Genomic DNA, 15,902 nt, shown 5'->3' with positions numbered 1-15,902 from the left:
TGCGGCTCGCGCGACGGGTGGGGGAAGAGTGACGGGCTTACTGCTGCTGCGCCTGCGCGCGCACCGGCTGCTGCTCACCGCCGCCCTGCTCGCCGTCCTGCTGACCACCTCGGTCCTCGCCGCCCTGACGGCCTACTCCGGCTCCGTCGGGGACGCGGCGCTGCGCGGCGCCCTGAGCGGACGGGCCGCGGCCTCCGCCTCCCTCGTCGTCGAGGCGGACGTGCCCCGGGAACGGCGGGACGCGGCGCAGCAGGCCGTGGCGCGCGGGGCGCGGGACGCGTTCGGCGGGCTGCCGGTGACCGTGCGGAGGCTGGAGCGGTCCGGGCCGTACGCGCTGCCCCGGTCCCTGCAGAGTGCCGAGGCCCGCGCCGGGGACCCCGACCTCACGCACCTCGCGGCCCTCGACCGGTCACGGATCGAGCTGCTCTCGGGCACCCTGCCGGGCCCGCCCCCGGCGTCCCGTACGGCCGCCGTGCCCGTGGCCCTGCCCGAGGCGGCCGCCGACCGGCTGAAGCTGCGGCCCGGAGCGCGGATCACGCTGACCGACCGGCTGGGCGGCGATCCGCTCCGGGTCCGGGTGACCGGTGTGTACCGGGCGGCCGACGGCTCCGATCCCTACTGGCAGGCCGACCCGCTCGGCGGACGGGGTGTCCGCACCGTCGCCTTCACCACGTACGGGCCGCTGCTGACCCACGGGTCGGTGCCCGCCTCGGGCCGCGTCTCCGAGGACGTCACCGGCTGGGTGGCGACGGCCGGCTTCCGCACCCTGACGACCGACGGCATCGGCGCGCTGCGTTCGGCGGCGGTCCACGCGGCCGGGGCGCTGCGCGCGGACCCGGCGCTCGGGGGCGACGCGGATGTGCGCACGGGACTGCCCGAGGTGCTCGACCGTACCGAGCGGGGCCTGCTGGTGTCCCGGTCCACGCTGATGATCGTCTCGGTGCAGTTGGTGCTGCTCGCCGGGTACGCGCTGCTGCTGGTGGCCCGGCTGCTGGACGGCGAACGGGCGGGTGAGACCGAGCTGCTGCGGGCCCGGGGCGGATCGCGCGGGCGGATCGCCGGGCTCGCCGCGCTGGAGGCGCTGCTGCTGGCGGCACCGGCCGCCGTCTGTGCCGCGCTGCTGTCGGGCCCGCTGGCCCGGCTGCTCGCCCGCTGGTCCTCGCTCGACCGGATCGGGCTGCGGCTCGACACCGCCCCGGTGGGCCTGGTGTGGCTGGTCGCGGGCGGGGTCGCGGCGGCCTGCGCGGTGGCGGTGGTGGCGCCCGCGCTCGCGGCGACGACGGGAACTCCCGTACGGCTGCGACGGGTGCGGGCCGCGACGTCGGCCGCGCCCGTGCGGGCCGGGGCCGACGTGGGGCTGCTGCTGATCGCGGGTGTGGCGTACTGGCAGCTCGACCGGCAGACCGTCGCGACCGGCGGCGGGGTGCTCAGCCGGGACCGGGCCGGGGAGCTGGGCATCGATCCGCTGCTGGTCGCGGCGCCCGCGCTGGCGCTGCTGGCGGGCACGGTCCTGACGCTGCGTCTGCTGCCGCTCGCGGCCCGGGTCGCGGAGCGGCGCTCCGCGAGCGGGCGTGGACTGCCGGCCGCACTGGCGGGCTGGCAGTTCAGCCGCCGCCCGCTGCGCGGGGCGGGCCCGGTGCTGCTGCTGGTCATCGCCGTGGCGACGGGCATGCTGGCGATCGGGCACGGCGCGTCCTGGGACCGGTCGCAGGACGACCAGGCCGACTTCAGGACGGGTGCCTCCGTACGGGTGCTCGACCACCGGCCGGGCAGCCCCGGGCAGACGGGCCTCTACGCGGCGCTGCCCGGCTCCGTGGACGCCGCTCCCGCGCACCGCGCCACCGTGAGCCTGTCCGGGGACCGCCGGGCGACGGTCCTCGCCCTGGACACGGCACACGCCCGGGACGGAATGCTCCTGCGCGACGACCTCTCCGAGGAGCCCCCGGCACGGCTGTTGCGGGCCCTGGCGCCGCCCGCGCCGGACCGGGACCGGGCCGTGCGGCTTCCCGACGACACCCGGCGGATCGCCCTCGACGTGCGGATCACCGACGAGCGGGCCCGGACCGGGCGCTCCCTCTCCGATCGCGCACCGCTGCTCACGGTGGTCGTCGAGGACCGGTACGGCATCGCGTACCGGCTGGGTGGCGGCACCGTCCCGGTGGACGGCCGGGTCCACCGGATCACGCTCGACCTGGACACGACCGCGGCGGGCCGCCGGGCGGCCCCGGCCGGGCCGTTGCGGCTGACCGGGTTGCAGCTCGACGACACCTCTCCCGCCGACCGCCCCGAACGACACCGGTTCACCGTCGAACGGTTGCTCGCCGCCGGCGCCGACGGCTCCGCGCGGACCGTCCCGGTGCCTGCCGGGACGCGCTGGCAGGGCAACCGGGTCGTGACGCAGAACGGCGAGGTCGTCACCCGTGCGGCCACCAGGCCCGCCGCGTCGGGGAGCACGCCGCTGGCCGTGTCGTACGGCACCGGCGCAGACCGCGGCGACGGCTACGGCGCCCAGCCGGTCTACACCGTCCGCGTCGACACGGCCGGGGCCGAGGTGCCGCGCAGCCTCTCTGCCGTCGCCGGCCGGGACTTCCTGCGAGCGGCGGGAGCCCGGCCCGGCGACACCATCGACGTACCGCTGTCCGGGGAACAACTGCGGGTGCGGATCGTGCGGTCGGTCCAGGAGCTGCCGACGACCGCCACCGACGTGGCCGGGGAGTCCTTGTCCGGCGGGGCGCTGCTGCTCGATCTGCGGGCCGTCGGCGCCGTGCTGGCGCAGCGGGGCGGCACTCCGCTCACCCCCACCGAGTGGTGGGTGAGCACCGCGCCCGGCACGGAGGCCGAGGTCGCCGCGGCGCTCAGGGCGCGTCCCGACGTCGAACCCGGGCAGGTGCTGGTGCGGGACGAGACCGCGGCCGAGCTGCTGCGTGACCCGCTCGGTGCCGGTCCGCGCTCGGCGCTGGCGGCGGTGGCGGTGGCCGCCGTGGCCCTCGCTGCCGGGGGGTTCGCGGTGAGCGCCGCCGGTGCGCGGCGGGAGCGGTCCGCGGAGTTCGCGGTGCTGCGCGCCCTGGGTGCGCCCCGCCGGGATCTCGCCCGGCTGGTCGCCACCGAGCAGAGCCTGCTCATCGGTGCCGGGCTGCTCGCCGGGCTCGGCCTCGGCACGGTGCTGACCCGGGCCGTCGTCCCGCTGATCGTGCTGACCTCCGGTGCCTCTCGGCCTCTCCCGCCGGTCCTGGTCGAGCTGCCGGTGCCTCAGGTGGCGTTGCTCCTCGCGGGGGTGGCGGCCCCACTGCTGCTGATCACCGTCGTGGCGGCGCTGCGCCGTACGGAGCCGGCGGTCGCGCTCCGCCACCAGGGGGAGGGCTGATGCCGCCGAACGCGCCGGGAGCTTCCTGGGTGCGGACCCGGTTGCGGGCCGCGCCCTGGCCGGCCGCCGTCTTCGGTGTGCTGGTGCTGGTCACGGCGTTCCTCGCGGCCGTCCTGCCCCGGGCCGTCGAGGCGTACGAGACGGACGGGCTGCGCGAGGCCGTCGCGACGGCCGCCCCCGAGTCGACCGTGCTGGAGCTGGAGACGGAGCAGCCCGGTCTCAACCGTGCGGAGGAGGCCCGGGCCGACGAGTTCCGGCCGGAGGCCCTCGCGGCGGTCGACGCCCAGGCAAGGGCGCTGCTGCCCGCGCCGCTGCGGGTGGACCCGGCCGAATCGGCGTACGGGGTGCGGACCGGCAAGAGCCTTCAGGCGCTGGACGCGTGGCTGCCCCGGCCCGACGGGTTGCCGCCCCGGTTCACCCTGCTCGCGCAGTCGGACGCGGCCGGCCACGCCACCGTGCGCGAGGGCCGGCTCCCCACCGCCGACGGCTCGGTGAGCATGGACACCCGGACGGTGGAAGGGGCCGTGACCGCCGAGACGGCCCGGACGCTGCGGCTGCGGGCCGGCTCGACCCTCACGCTGGACGGCTTCATGAACGGACCGCTGACCGTCCGCGTCACCGGCATCCTCCAGCCCCGGCATCCGGAGCGGAGCTACTGGTCCGCGGAACCGAACCTGCGGACACCGGCCATGGCGAGCGACGGCGGCCGTCCGCCGCAGTTCTACTGGGAGGCGGGCGTCCTGCTGGCGCCGGGTGCCGCGCCGGCCCTGCTCGGCGGTCAGGGCGAGCCGGAGCGCTACTGGCGGTTCGCGCCCGCGACCGGGCGGCTCACCGGGGCGGACACCTCGTCGCTGGTCGACCGGATCGCGTCCCTGGAGGACGGGCCCGCCCTGGTGCGGATGCGCGCCGTCGCCGGTCCGACCGCGCAGCTGTCCACCGGCTTGGAGCAGGTCGTGGGCACCTATACCGAGACGCGTGACGCCGTCGCGCCGGTGGTCGCCGTGGCGGCCTTCGGGATCAGCGCGGTCGCCTTCGTCGTCCTGGCCATGAGCGGGGGCCTGACCGCCGCCCGCCGCGACGCCGAACTCGCCCTGCTGCGGGCCCGGGGCGGTTCCCTGAGCGGCATCGCCGGGCGGCTGCTGGCCGAGAACGCCGTGCCGGCGCTGCCCGCCGCGGCCTGCGGTCTGCTGCTCGCGGTACTCGTCGTGGACGAGGCCCGGCTGCTGCCCGCCGTCCTCGGGGCGGGTGCCGTGGCGCTGCTCGCCTGTGCCGCACTCCCGGTGCGGGCGGCGCTGGCGCACCGCAGGCCGCGAGCGCACCAGGGGCGCGACGACCTGGCCGGGGCCGGGCCCGGTGGACGCCGTACCGTCGCCGAACTGACCCTGCTGGTGCTGGCGGCCGGCTCGGTGCTGACGCTGCGCCGCCGGGGCCCGGCCGGGGACGGTGATCTGCTGGTGAGCGCCGCCCCGGTGCTCGTCGCCCTGGTCGCGGCGCTGGTCCTCGTCCGGCTGTATCCGCTGCCCCTGCGGTGGGCCGCCGGTCCGGCCGGGCGGCGGCGCGGCGTGGTCGGCTTTCTGTCGCTGGCCCGCGCCGGCCGCTCACCGGCGGCGGTGGCCACGCTGCCGCTGCTCGCCCTGCTGACGGCGCTGACGACGGCCGCGTTCGGGGGGACCGTGCTGGCGGGTGTGGCGGATGCCCGGGACCGGGCCGCGCTGCTGGCGACGGGCGCGGACGCGCTGGTCGCCACCGCCGACGGTGCCCCGCTCCCGGCGGGCCTGGCGCGGTCGGTGGGGGAGGTGACGGGCGTGCGGCAGGTCACGGCCGTGGGCATCGCGTTCGCCTCGGAGCGCGCGTCCGACGAGGCGCGGTCGCTGACCGTGGCCGGGGTCGAGCCGGAGTCGTACGGGGAGTTGGCCGGGCGGATGGGGCTCGGCGGCTTCGCGGCCGACCGGCTGCGGATGCGAGGCGGGGTGCTGGACGCGGTCGCCTCCCGGGAGGTCGCCGAGCGGCTCGGGCGGGCGCCGCGCCGGATCGTGACCGACGCCGGGCCCCTCACGGTGCGGATCACCGCGGTGCGTCCTCGGACTCCGGCCGTGCCCGAGGGCGAGTTCCTCCTGGTCGACGCGGCGGGCCTGAAGGGCTCCCCCGGCCCGTCGGTCCTGCTGGCGGCCGGTGCCGGGCTGGACGCGAAGGCGCTGCGGGCGGCCGTGCGCGGCGCCGGCCCGGACCTCTCGGTGACCCTGCGCGGCGAGGAGCGCGCGGCGCTGTCCGACGCGCCGTTGCAGACCGGCGCCGAACGGATCTACGTCTGGGCCGTCGCCGCGGGCGCGGGCTACGCCGTGCTCGCCCTGGTGCTCGGGCTGCTGCGGTCCGCGCCGGAACGGGCCGCCCTGCTGGCCCGGCTGCGCACCCTCGGCATGACGACCCGCCAGGGGCGGCACCTGCTCGGCCTGGAGGCGCTGCCCCAGACGGTGCTCGCCGCGGCCGGGGGCATGGCCGTCGGCTGGGCCACGGTGGGGCTGCTCGCCCCCGGCATCGACCTGGACCGGCTCGCGCTGGCGGACACGTCAGGCGTGACGCCGCCGGATGCCGTGCTGCGCGCCGACCTGTGGTCACTGGCCCTGCCGGCCGCGGGCGCGGTACTGCTGGCCGGGGCGGTGGCCGTCGCGCAGGCCTGGTGGGCCGGACGCCGGACACCGATCACTCACCTCAGGGCGGGAGACATGCGATGAGCTCTACGACGGATTCGCTCACGGAGCTTCAGCGGCGCGCGGCGCAGCACCGCGACCGGCCCGCCCACGGGCACGACGCGCTGATCGCCTGCGACCGGCTGGTGCGGATCTTCGCCCGGCGCGGCGGCGGGGACGCCGTGGAGGTGCAGGCGCTGCAGGGGCTCGATCTGCTGGTGCGGGAGGGCGAGTTGATGGCCCTGGTGGGGGCGTCGGGCAGCGGCAAGTCGACGCTGATGAACATCCTGGCGGGCCTCGACGTCCCGACCGCGGGCGCGGCGAGGGTCGCCGGCCGCGATCTGCTGACGATGGATGCCAAGGCCCGGCTGCGGTACCGGCGTGAGGTGGTGGGCTTCGTCTGGCAGCAGACGGCGCGCAATCTGCTGCCGTATCTGACGGCCGCGCAGAACGTCGCCCTGCCCATGCAGCTGGCGGGCGTCTCCCGGCGGAAGCGGGCCGGGCGGGCGGACGAGCTGCTGTCGCTGCTCGGTGTCGCGGAGTGCCGGGACCGGCGTCCGCAGGCGATGTCCGGTGGCCAGCAGCAGCGCGTCGCGATCGCAGTCGCCCTCGCCAACGCCCCCGCCGTCCTCCTCGCCGACGAGCCGACCGGCGAGCTGGACTCGGCGACCGGGCAGCAGGTCTTCGCGGCGTTCCGCCGGGCCAACGAGGAGCTGGGCACGACGATCGTGATCGTCACGCACGACCAGGCGGTGGCCGGCGAGGTCCGACGCACGGTCGCGATCCGCGACGGCCGCACCTCGACGGAGGTGCTGCGCCGCACGGAGGTCGACGAGACGGGCCGGGAGTCCCTGGTGGCCCGCGAGTACGCGATGCTCGACCGCGCGGGCCGCCTGCAGCTCCCGGCCGAGTACACCGCGGCCCTGGGCATGGCGGACCGGGTGCTGCTGGAGCTGGAGGAGGACCACATCCAGGTGTGGCCGGACGGGCACGGGAAGGCACCCGGAACCGGGGACGAGGCCGGCTGAGGACATGCGACGGCGCCTGCCCGGGCGTCCGGTCGGGGACTGTGGGGCAGGCGCCGTCAGTGTTCCGCACGCCTTTGTGCGGGACGTTCTTGTGAGGTGCGGTCGGGACCGCGGGTGAGCTGCGGTCAGACCATCAGCGCACGGTCCGTCGGGCGGATCGGCGCCGGCAGCTCGCTCGCGCCCGTCAGCGCACGGTCCACACCGCGCGCCGCCGAGCGGCCCTCGGCGATGGCCCAGACGATGAGCGACTGGCCACGGCCGGCGTCACCGGCGACGTACACGCCGGGCACGTTGGTCCGGAAGTCGGCGTCGCGGGCGATGTTGCCGCGCTCGTCGAGCTCCAGGCCGAACTGCTCGACCAGGCCGTTGTCCCGGTCGGTGCCGGTGAAGCCCATGGCGAGGGTGACCAGCTGGGCGGGGATCTTGCGCTCGGAGCCCGGCTTCGGGGTCAGCTTGCCGTCGATGAACTCCACCTCGGTGAGGTGCAGCCACTGGACGTTGCCGTCCTGGTCGCCCTCGAAGTGGGTCGTCGAGACGGAGTAGACCCGCTCGCCGCCCTCCTCGTGGGCCGAGGTGACCTTGTACAGCATGGGGAAGGTCGGCCACGGCTGGGAGGCCGCGTTCCGCTCCTCTCCCGGGCGGGGCATGATCTCCAGCTGCGTGACGGAGGCCGCGCCCTGGCGGTGGGCGGTGCCGACGCAGTCCGCGCCGGTGTCGCCGCCGCCGATGACCACGACGTGCTTGCCCTCGGCCGAGATCGGGGGCGCCACGAAGTCGCCCTCCTGCACCTTGTTGGCCAGCGGCAGGTACTCCATGGCCTGGTAGATGCCCTTGAGTTCGCGGCCGGGCACCGGCAGGTCACGGGCCGTGGTGGCGCCGACGGCCAGGACGACCGCGTCGTAGCGCTTCTTCAGGTCCGTGGCCTTCAGGTCGCGGCCGATCTCGATGCCGGTGCGGAAGCGGGTGCCCTCCGCGCGCATCTGCTCGATGCGGCGGTTGATGTGCCGCTTCTCCATCTTGAACTCGGGGATGCCGTAGCGCAGGAGGCCTCCGATACGGTCCGCGCGCTCGTACACGGCAACCGTGTGACCGGCCCGGGTCAGCTGCTGGGCGGCGGCGAGACCCGCCGGGCCCGAGCCGACGACCGCGACGGTCTTGCCGGACAGGCGCTCCGGGATCTGCGGGGCGACGTCCCCGGTCTCCCACGCCTTGTCGATGATCGAGACCTCGACGTTCTTGATGGTGACCGGCGGCTGGTTGATGCCCAGCACACACGCCGACTCGCAGGGAGCGGGGCACAGCCGGCCCGTGAACTCCGGGAAGTTGTTCGTCGCGTGCAGACGCTCCGAAGCCGCCGCCCAGTCCTCGCGGTAGGCGTAGTCGTTCCACTCGGGGATCAGGTTCCCGAGCGGACAGCCGTTGTGGCAGAACGGGATGCCGCAGTCCATGCAGCGGCTGGCCTGCTTGCTGATGATGGGCAGCAGCGAGCCGGGAACGTAGACCTCGTTCCAGTCCTTGACGCGCTCCTCGACGGGGCGGGACTTGGCGAGCTCGCGCCCGTGGTTCAGGAAGCCCTTCGGGTCAGCCATTGATCGCCGCCTCCATCATCTTCTCGTGGGTCTCGGTCTCGGAGAGACCGGCTCGCTCGGCGGCGTCCTTGGCGGCGAGCACTGCCTTGTAGGTGCTGGGGATGATCCTGCTGAACCGCTCGACGGCGGTGTCCCACTCGGCCAGGAGCTTCTCGGCGACGGTGGAGCCCGTCTCCTCCTGGTGGCGGCGGACCACGTCGTGGAGCCACTGCTTGTCGGCGTCGTCCAGCGGCTCGACGGCGTCCAGGTTGCCGACGTTGACGTTGTCGCGGTCCAGGTCGATCACGTACGCGATACCGCCGGACATGCCGGCCGCGAAGTTGCGGCCCGTCTCGCCGAGGACCACCGCGTGGCCGCCGGTCATGTACTCGCAGCCGTGGTCGCCCACGCCCTCGGAGACGACCGTGGCGCCGGAGTTGCGGACGCAGAACCGCTCGCCGACCTTGCCGCGCAGGAACATCTCGCCGCCGGTGGCGCCGTAGCCGATGGTGTTGCCGGCGATGACGCTGTACTCGGCGAGGTGGTCGGCCGCGCGGTCCGGGCGGACCACGATCCGGCCGCCGGACAGGCCCTTGCCGACGTAGTCGTTGGCGTCGCCCTCCAGGCGCAGCGTGACACCGCGCGGCACGAAGGCGCCGAAGGACTGGCCCGCGGAGCCGGTGAAGGTGATGTCGACGGTGTCGTCGGGCAGGCCCGCGCCACCGAACTTCTTGGTCACCTCGTGGCCGAGCATGGTGCCGACCGTGCGGTTGATGTTGCGGATCTGCACCTGGGCGCGCACCGGCTGGGCGTCGGTGGCACCGGCCGCGGAGAGCGCGTCCGAGGCCAGCTTGATCAGCTGGTTGTCGAGCGCCTTCTCCAGACCGTGGTCCTGCGCGATCAGCTGGTGGCGCACCGCGCCCTCGGGCAGCTCGGGCACGTGGAACAGCGGCTCCAGGTCCAGGCCCTGCGCCTTCCAGTGGTCGACGGCCCGCGTGACGTCGAGGGTCTCGGCGTGGCCGACGGCCTCCTCGATGGAGCGGAAGCCCAGCTCGGCGAGGATCTCGCGGACCTCTTCGGCGATGAACTGGAAGAAGTTCACGACGTACTCGGCCTTGCCGGTGTAGCGCTCGCGCAGGACCGGGTTCTGCGTGGCGATGCCGACCGGGCAGGTGTCCAGGTGGCAGACGCGCATCATGACGCAGCCGGAGACGACGAGCGGCGCGGTCGCGAAACCGAACTCCTCGGCGCCGAGCAGCGCGGCGATGACCACGTCACGGCCGGTCTTCAGCTGACCGTCGGTCTGGACGACGATGCGGTCGCGCAGGCCGTTGAGCAGCAGGGTCTGCTGGGTCTCGGCGAGGCCGAGCTCCCAGGGACCGCCGGCGTGCTTCAGCGAGGTGAGCGGCGAGGCACCCGTGCCGCCGTCGTGGCCGGAGATCAGGACGACGTCCGCGTGCGCCTTGGAGACACCCGCGGCGACCGTGCCGACGCCGACCTCGGAGACCAGCTTCACGTGAATCCGCGCCTGCGGGTTCGCGTTCTTCAGGTCGTGGATCAGCTGGGCGAGGTCCTCGATGGAGTAGATGTCGTGGTGCGGGGGAGGCGAGATGAGGCCGACGCCCGGCGTCGAGTGCCGCGTCTTGGCGACCCACGGGTAGACCTTGTGGCCGGGCAGCTGGCCGCCCTCGCCGGGCTTGGCGCCCTGGGCCATCTTGATCTGGATGTCGTCGGAGTTGACCAGGTACTCGGAGGTCACACCGAAGCGGCCGGAGGCGACCTGCTTGATGGACGACCGGCGCGCCGGGTCGTACAGGCGCTCCGGGTCCTCGCCGCCCTCACCGGTGTTGGACTTGCCGCCCAGCTGGTTCATGGCGATGGCGAGGGTCTCGTGCGCCTCCTGGGAGATGGAGCCGTACGACATGGCGCCCGTGGAGAAGCGCTTGACGATCTCGGAGACCGGCTCGACCTCGTCGATGGAGATCGGCTGCCGGTCCGACTTGAAGCCGAACAGGCCGCGCAGCGTCATCAGCCGCTCGGACTGCTCGTTCACGCGCTCGGTGTACTTCTTGAAGATGTCGTACTTGCCGGAGCGCGTGGAGTGCTGGAGGCGGAAAACCGTCTCCGGGTCGAAGAGGTGCGGCTCGCCCTCGCGGCGCCACTGGTACTCGCCGCCTATGTCCAGCGCGCGGTGCGCCGGGGCGATGCCGGAGGCCGGGTAGGCCTTGGCGTGCCGGGCGGCGACCTCCTTGGCGACGACGTCGATGCCGATGCCGCCGATCTTGGTGGCCGTGCCGTTGAAGTACTTCTCGACGAAGGCCTCGTCGAGACCGACGGCCTCGAAGACCTGGGCGCCGCGGTAGGAGGCGACGGTCGAGATGCCCATCTTCGACATGACCTTCAGCACGCCCTTGCCGAGGGCGTAGATGAGGTTGCGGATGGCCTTCTCGGGCTCGATGCCGGGCAGGAAGGTGCCGGCGCGGACCAGGTCCTCGACGGACTCCATCGCCAGGTACGGGTTGACCGCGGCGGCGCCGTAGCCGATGAGCAGGGCGACGTGGTGGACCTCGCGGACGTCACCGGCCTCGACCAGCAGGCCCACCTGGGTGCGCTGCTTGGTGCGGATGAGGTGGTGGTGGACGGCCGCGGTGAGCAGCAGCGACGGGATCGGCGCGTGCTCGGCGTCCGAGTGGCGGTCCGACAGGACGATCAGGCGGGCGCCGTTCTCGATGGCGGCGTCGGCCTCGGCGCAGATCTCCTCGATCCGCGCGGCCAGCGCGTCACCGCCGCCGTGCACCCGGTACAGGCCGGACAGGGTCGCGGCCTTGAAGCCGGGCATGTCGCCGTCGGCGTTGATGTGGATGAGCTTGGCCAGCTCGTCGTTGTCGATCACCGGGAAGGGCAGCAGGACGCTGCGGCAGGAGGCCGCGTTGGGGTCGAGCAGGTTGCCCTGGGGGCCCAGCGACGAGCGCAGGGAGGTGACCAGTTCCTCGCGGATGGCGTCCAGCGGCGGGTTGGTGACCTGCGCGAACAGCTGGGTGAAGTAGTCGAAGAGCAGGCGCGGGCGGTCCGACAGCGCGGCGATCGGCGAGTCGGTGCCCATGGAGCCGATCGGCTCGGCGCCGGCCTTGGCCATCGGCGCGAGGAGGACGCGCAGCTCCTCCTCGGTGTAGCCGAAGGTCTGCTGGCGGCGGGTGACCGAGGCGTGCGTGTGCACGATGTGCTCGCGCTCGGGCAGGTCCTCCAGCTCGATCTCGCCGGCCTCGAGCCACTCCGCGTAGGGGTTCTCGGCGGCGAGTTCGGCCTTGATCTCGTCGTCCTCGATGATGCGGTGCTCGACGGTGTCGACGAGGAACATGCGGCCGGGCTGGAGGCGGCCCTTGCGGACGACCTTGGAGGGGTCGATGTCCAGGACGCCGACCTCGGAGCCGAGGACGACGAGGCCGTCGTCGGTGACCCAGTAGCGGCCGGGGCGAAGGCCGTTGCGGTCGAGGACCGCGCCGACCTGCTTGCCGTCGGTGAAGGTGACACAGGCCGGGCCGTCCCAGGGCTCCATCATCGTGGAGTGGAACTGGTAGAAGGCGCGCCGGGCCGGGTCCATGGAGTCGTGGTTCTCCCACGCCTCCGGGATCATCATCAGCACGGAGTGCGGCAGGGAGCGGCCGCCCAGGTGCAGGAGTTCGAGGACCTCGTCGAAGGAGGCGGAGTCGGAGGCGTCCGGCGTACAGACCGGGAAGATCCGGTCGATGGCCTTGCCGTCGGAGCCGAACAGCTCGGAGGCGAGCTGCGACTCGCGGGCCACCATCCAGTTGCGGTTGCCCTTGACGGTGTTGATCTCGCCGTTGTGCGCCACGAAGCGGTAGGGGTGGGCCAGCGGCCACGACGGGAACGTGTTCGTCGAGAACCGGGAGTGCACGAGCGCGATCGCGGAGGCGAAGCGGCGGTCGGACAGGTCCGGGAAGAAGGGCTCCAGCTGGCCGGTGGTCAGCATGCCCTTGTAGACGATGGTCCGCGCGGACAGCGACGGGAAGTACACGCCGACCTCGCGCTCGGCGCGCTTGCGCAGCACGAAGGCCTTGCGGTCGAGGGCGATGCCCTCCGAGGTGCCGTCGCCGACGAAGATCTGGCGGAAGACCGGCATGGTCGACCGGGCGGTGGCACCCAGCAGCTGGGGAGCGACGGGCACCTCGCGCCAGCCGAGGACGGTGAGGCCCTCGTCGGCGGCGATCGTCTCGATCTGCGAGACGGCGTCGGCGGTGGAGTCCTCCGGCAGGAAGGCGATGCCGACGGCGTAGGAACCGGCGTCGGGCAGTTCGAATCCGGCCACGTCGCGGAAGAAGGCGTCCGGGACCTGCGACAGGATGCCGGCGCCGTCGCCGGAGTCGGGCTCGGAGCCGGTGGCGCCGCGGTGCTCCAGGTTGCGCAGGACGGTCAGGGCCTGCTCGACCAGGGTGTGGGACGCCTCGCCGGTGAGGGTGGCGACGAAGCCGACGCCGCAGGCGTCGTGCTCGTTGCGGGGGTCGTACATACCCTGCGCAGCAGGGCGAGCATCCATGAAGGACCAGTTCTGGCCATTCACGGAATGCTGGGACGGCTGGCGCGGCGTACGCATCGGCTCTCCCGTCGTCGTCATCTGGCATATGCAAGTGCCGAGGGACGACGTTGGCCCTCGCGTGATCGCAAAATTTCGTGCAGGTTACATGATGGAGCGGTTCTCGGGAACCGGGATAATCCGTTCCAGCATGCGGACACCGCGGGTGTGCGGCGGGGGTACCGCGCCTGCGGTGGAAGCTATGGAGGGACCGCACGGAACGATCGGGTCAGATCGCTTTCCGTCGGCCCGAGGAGCGGGACGGGCGTCTTCGCCCAACCCGCCGGGGGGTGCGCGGCGAGCGTCATTGCCCGCAGCGCTTACGGCTCATGCCCGGTGGTTCCACAGTCGAAACCCGTGAGTAACGGCTACCTATGCAGTCCCTTGCATAGGTCCGGGTCGCGCTATCCTACGGCCGTTCCGAACAGGGTGCCCAGGGCGTACGTCACACCGGCCGCCGCGCCTCCCAGGAACAGCTGCCGAAGCCCGCTGTACCACCAGGTGCGTGCCGTCACCTTGGCCACCACCGCGCCGCACAGGAAGAGCCCCAGCAGCGCCAGCAGCACCGCTGGCCACATGCTGCTCGCACCCAGCAGATAGGGCAGGACGGGTATCAGCGCGCCCAGCGCGAAGGAGCCGAAACTCGACACCGCGGCCACCGTCGGCGAGGGCAGGTCGCCGGGGTCGATGCCCAGTTCCTCCCGGGCGTGGATCTCCAGCGCCTGCTCGGGGTCCTTCGACAGCTGCCGCGCGACCTCGCGGGCGAGCCCCGGCTCGACGCCCCTCGACTCATAGAGCGCGGCGAGCTCGGCCTCCTCGTCCTTGGGGTGCTTGCGCAGCTGGCGCCGCTCCACGTCCAGCTCGGCCTCGACGAGCTCACGCTGCGAGGCGACGGAGGTGTATTCGCCGGCGGCCATGGAGAAGGCGCCGGCGGCCAGGCCCGCGAGGCCGCTGAGGACCACGGTGTGCTGGCTGACCGCTCCGCCCGCGACGCCGGTCATCAGGGCGAGGTTGGAGACGAGGCCGTCCATCGCACCGAACACCGCGGGACGCAGCCAGCCGCCGTTCACGTCCCGGTGGGTGTGGTTGTCCCGGTGCGCCTCGTGCAGCGTCGCCTCGGTCTCGATGATGGCCATGGAAGATCCCCACTCCCCGCTCTTTGGACAGATTCCAGAGTTTTACAACCCACAAACTACGCCCCGAATTCCATCCTCGCCAGCAAGGAAAGGCTGCGCTAACCTGCGGGTTTACCGTTTCGCGCTCACTTGATCATGAGGGTGCCCAGATGTCGACCGGGTGATGCTGGGGCTCGTGAGGCTCGGCGGAGTCACCGGAGTGGGACACATGCCGTATGGCATCGATCGCCTGCATCCCCTCCGTCCCGGCGCCCGGGGACGCCGCCGGGCTCCGCGCACGCGCACGCGGCGCACTGCTGGGCCTGGCCGTGGGTGACGCCCTCGGGGCCCCGGCCGAGAACATGAAGCCCTCCGAGATCCGCGCGCGCTGGGGCCGGATCACCGGGTACGTCGCCGAGAGACCGGCGGGCACGGACGACACCGAGTACGCGATCTTCTCCGGCCTCCTGCTGGCTCGGCACGGCTCCGCGCTCACCCCGGCGCATGTGGAGGCGGCCTGGCACGAATGGATCGCCGACCGGGACGAGGGCCCCTTCCGGGGCGCCGGCTTCAGTGAACGCGGCACGCTGGAGAACCTCCGCCGGGGGCTGGCCGCCCCGATCTCCGCGCAGCACCGGCACGCCTGGAGCGACGGGCTGGCCATGCGCGCGGCGCCCTTCGGGGTGTTCGCGGCGGGCCGCCCGGCGGAGGCCGCCCGGCTGGTCGCGATCGACGGTTCGGTGAGCCACGACGGCGAGGGCATCTACGGCGGCCAGGCGGTGGCCGCGGGCGTCGCGGCGGCGATGGCCGGCGCGCCGTCGACCGCGGTCGTGGCCGCGGCCCTCGCGGTCGTCCCCGACGACTCCTGGACGGCCCGCAGCCTGCGCCGGGCCGTGGCCGTCGCGCACCGCGGCGAACGCGCGGTCCGCTCCGCGGTCGTCATCGGCGGCTACCCCTGGACCGACCTGGCCCCCGAGGCGGTCGCCCTCGCCTTCGGCGCGTACGCGGCGGCGGACGGCGACTTCGAGCAGTCCGTCCTGACCGCGGTGAACATGGGCCGCGACGCGGACACGACGGCGGCGGTGGCGGGGGCCCTGGCGGGCGCGACCCGGGGAGTGTCGGCGATCCCACGGTCCTGGGCGACTCCGATCGGCCCGGTCCTCGGCAGATGCCTCCCGGCGATGGCGGGCTACCACGTCCTGGACGTGGCGGACCTGCTGACACCGGCGGAGGTTCTCTCATGACGACGTACGAAACGGAAGCCGCCGACGGCGAGGCCGCCCCACGGGAGACCAGGGCCACTCGGGTGACAGTCACGGGCGGTGCTCGGGTGGGAGACAAACGGGCCGAAGGCGAAGCCGAGGCCCCGAGACGAGCCGAAGGCCTCCTGCTCGGACTGGCCGCCGGCGACGCCGCCGGCTGGCCCGCCGCCCGCCACAGAGCCGCCCGCATGCCCGACTGGACCCGCCGCCTCACCCGCGAGCTCGACACCTTCGCCGAACAGAACGCCACCACCACCCTCCCCGTCCCCATCGCTCTGAACCAGCCC

The 15,902-nt window shown here is 73.8% G+C and carries 7 protein-coding genes and 1 pseudogene; 5 read left to right on the top strand and 3 right to left on the bottom strand.

What is annotated here, in order from left to right; genetic code table 11:
* The first annotated feature begins 28 nt into the window (after positions 1-28).
* From K4G64_RS19895 to K4G64_RS19885, 3 genes are read left to right on the top strand one after another with little or no spacing between them, the layout of a single operon-like run.
* Complete coding sequence (locus K4G64_RS19895) at positions 29-3,364, top strand: FtsX-like permease family protein (protein WP_221757371.1); 3,336 nt, start codon at positions 29-31, stop codon at positions 3,362-3,364.
* A complete protein-coding gene (locus tag K4G64_RS19890) occupies positions 3,364-6,096 on the top strand; it encodes an ABC transporter permease (RefSeq protein WP_221757370.1) in 2,733 nt (910 codons plus the stop codon). The genes K4G64_RS19895 and K4G64_RS19890 overlap by 1 nt, the downstream gene beginning before the upstream one ends.
* Positions 6,093-7,079 (top strand): ABC transporter ATP-binding protein, encoded by a 987-nt coding sequence (locus tag K4G64_RS19885; RefSeq protein WP_221757369.1) that lies wholly within the window; start codon positions 6,093-6,095, stop codon positions 7,077-7,079. The genes K4G64_RS19890 and K4G64_RS19885 overlap by 4 nt, the downstream gene beginning before the upstream one ends.
* A gap of 125 nt (positions 7,080-7,204) precedes the next feature.
* On the opposite strand, the gene K4G64_RS19880 is transcribed toward K4G64_RS19885, so the two are convergent.
* The 3 genes from K4G64_RS19880 to K4G64_RS19870 all read right to left on the bottom strand — a co-directional run bounded on the left by K4G64_RS19880 (position 7,205) and on the right by K4G64_RS19870 (position 14,374).
* Complete coding sequence (locus K4G64_RS19880) at positions 7,205-8,668, bottom strand: glutamate synthase subunit beta (protein ID WP_221757368.1); 1,464 nt, start codon at positions 8,666-8,668, stop codon at positions 7,205-7,207.
* Positions 8,661-13,259, bottom strand: coding sequence for a glutamate synthase large subunit (gene gltB, locus K4G64_RS19875; protein ID WP_221757389.1), 4,599 nt, complete (start codon positions 13,257-13,259; stop codon positions 8,661-8,663). Before gltB ends, K4G64_RS19880 begins: the two co-directional genes overlap by 8 nt.
* Before the next feature lie 383 nt (positions 13,260-13,642).
* Positions 13,643-14,374, bottom strand: coding sequence for a VIT1/CCC1 transporter family protein (locus tag K4G64_RS19870; protein WP_221757367.1), 732 nt, complete (start codon positions 14,372-14,374; stop codon positions 13,643-13,645).
* A 215-nt stretch (positions 14,375-14,589) separates the two neighbouring features.
* Here K4G64_RS19870 and K4G64_RS19865 point away from each other — a divergent pair, with 215 nt between their 5' ends.
* Together K4G64_RS19865 and K4G64_RS19860 are read left to right on the top strand one after the other, a co-directional pair.
* Positions 14,590-15,597 (top strand): ADP-ribosylglycohydrolase family protein, encoded by a 1,008-nt coding sequence (locus K4G64_RS19865; protein WP_221757366.1) that lies wholly within the window; start codon positions 14,590-14,592, stop codon positions 15,595-15,597.
* Positions 15,522-15,902 (top strand): annotated as a pseudogene (locus K4G64_RS19860) (ADP-ribosylglycohydrolase family protein); the annotation flags it as partial. The gene K4G64_RS19865 and the pseudogene K4G64_RS19860, both read left to right, overlap by 76 nt.

Source organism: Streptomyces sp. WAC04114 (assembly GCF_019733245.1).
GTDB lineage: Bacteria > Actinomycetota > Actinomycetes > Streptomycetales > Streptomycetaceae > Streptomyces > Streptomyces massasporeus_A.
The sequence above is the reverse complement of the archived record's forward strand: the minus strand, read 5'-3'. Positions and strand labels throughout refer to the sequence as shown.

Coding starts and splice junctions, on each gene's coding strand:
- K4G64_RS19890 (WP_221757370.1), top strand. CDS start 3,364: ATGCCGCCGAACGCGCCGGGAGCTTCCTGGGTGCGGACCCGGTTGCGG.
- K4G64_RS19885 (WP_221757369.1), top strand. CDS start 6,093: ATGAGCTCTACGACGGATTCGCTCACGGAGCTTCAGCGGCGCGCGGCG.
- K4G64_RS19880 (WP_221757368.1), bottom strand. CDS start 8,668: ATGGCTGACCCGAAGGGCTTCCTGAACCACGGGCGCGAGCTCGCCAAG.
- gltB (WP_221757389.1), bottom strand. CDS start 13,259: ATGCGTACGCCGCGCCAGCCGTCCCAGCATTCCGTGAATGGCCAGAAC.
- K4G64_RS19870 (WP_221757367.1), bottom strand. CDS start 14,374: ATGGCCATCATCGAGACCGAGGCGACGCTGCACGAGGCGCACCGGGAC.
- K4G64_RS19865 (WP_221757366.1), top strand. CDS start 14,590: ATGGCATCGATCGCCTGCATCCCCTCCGTCCCGGCGCCCGGGGACGCC.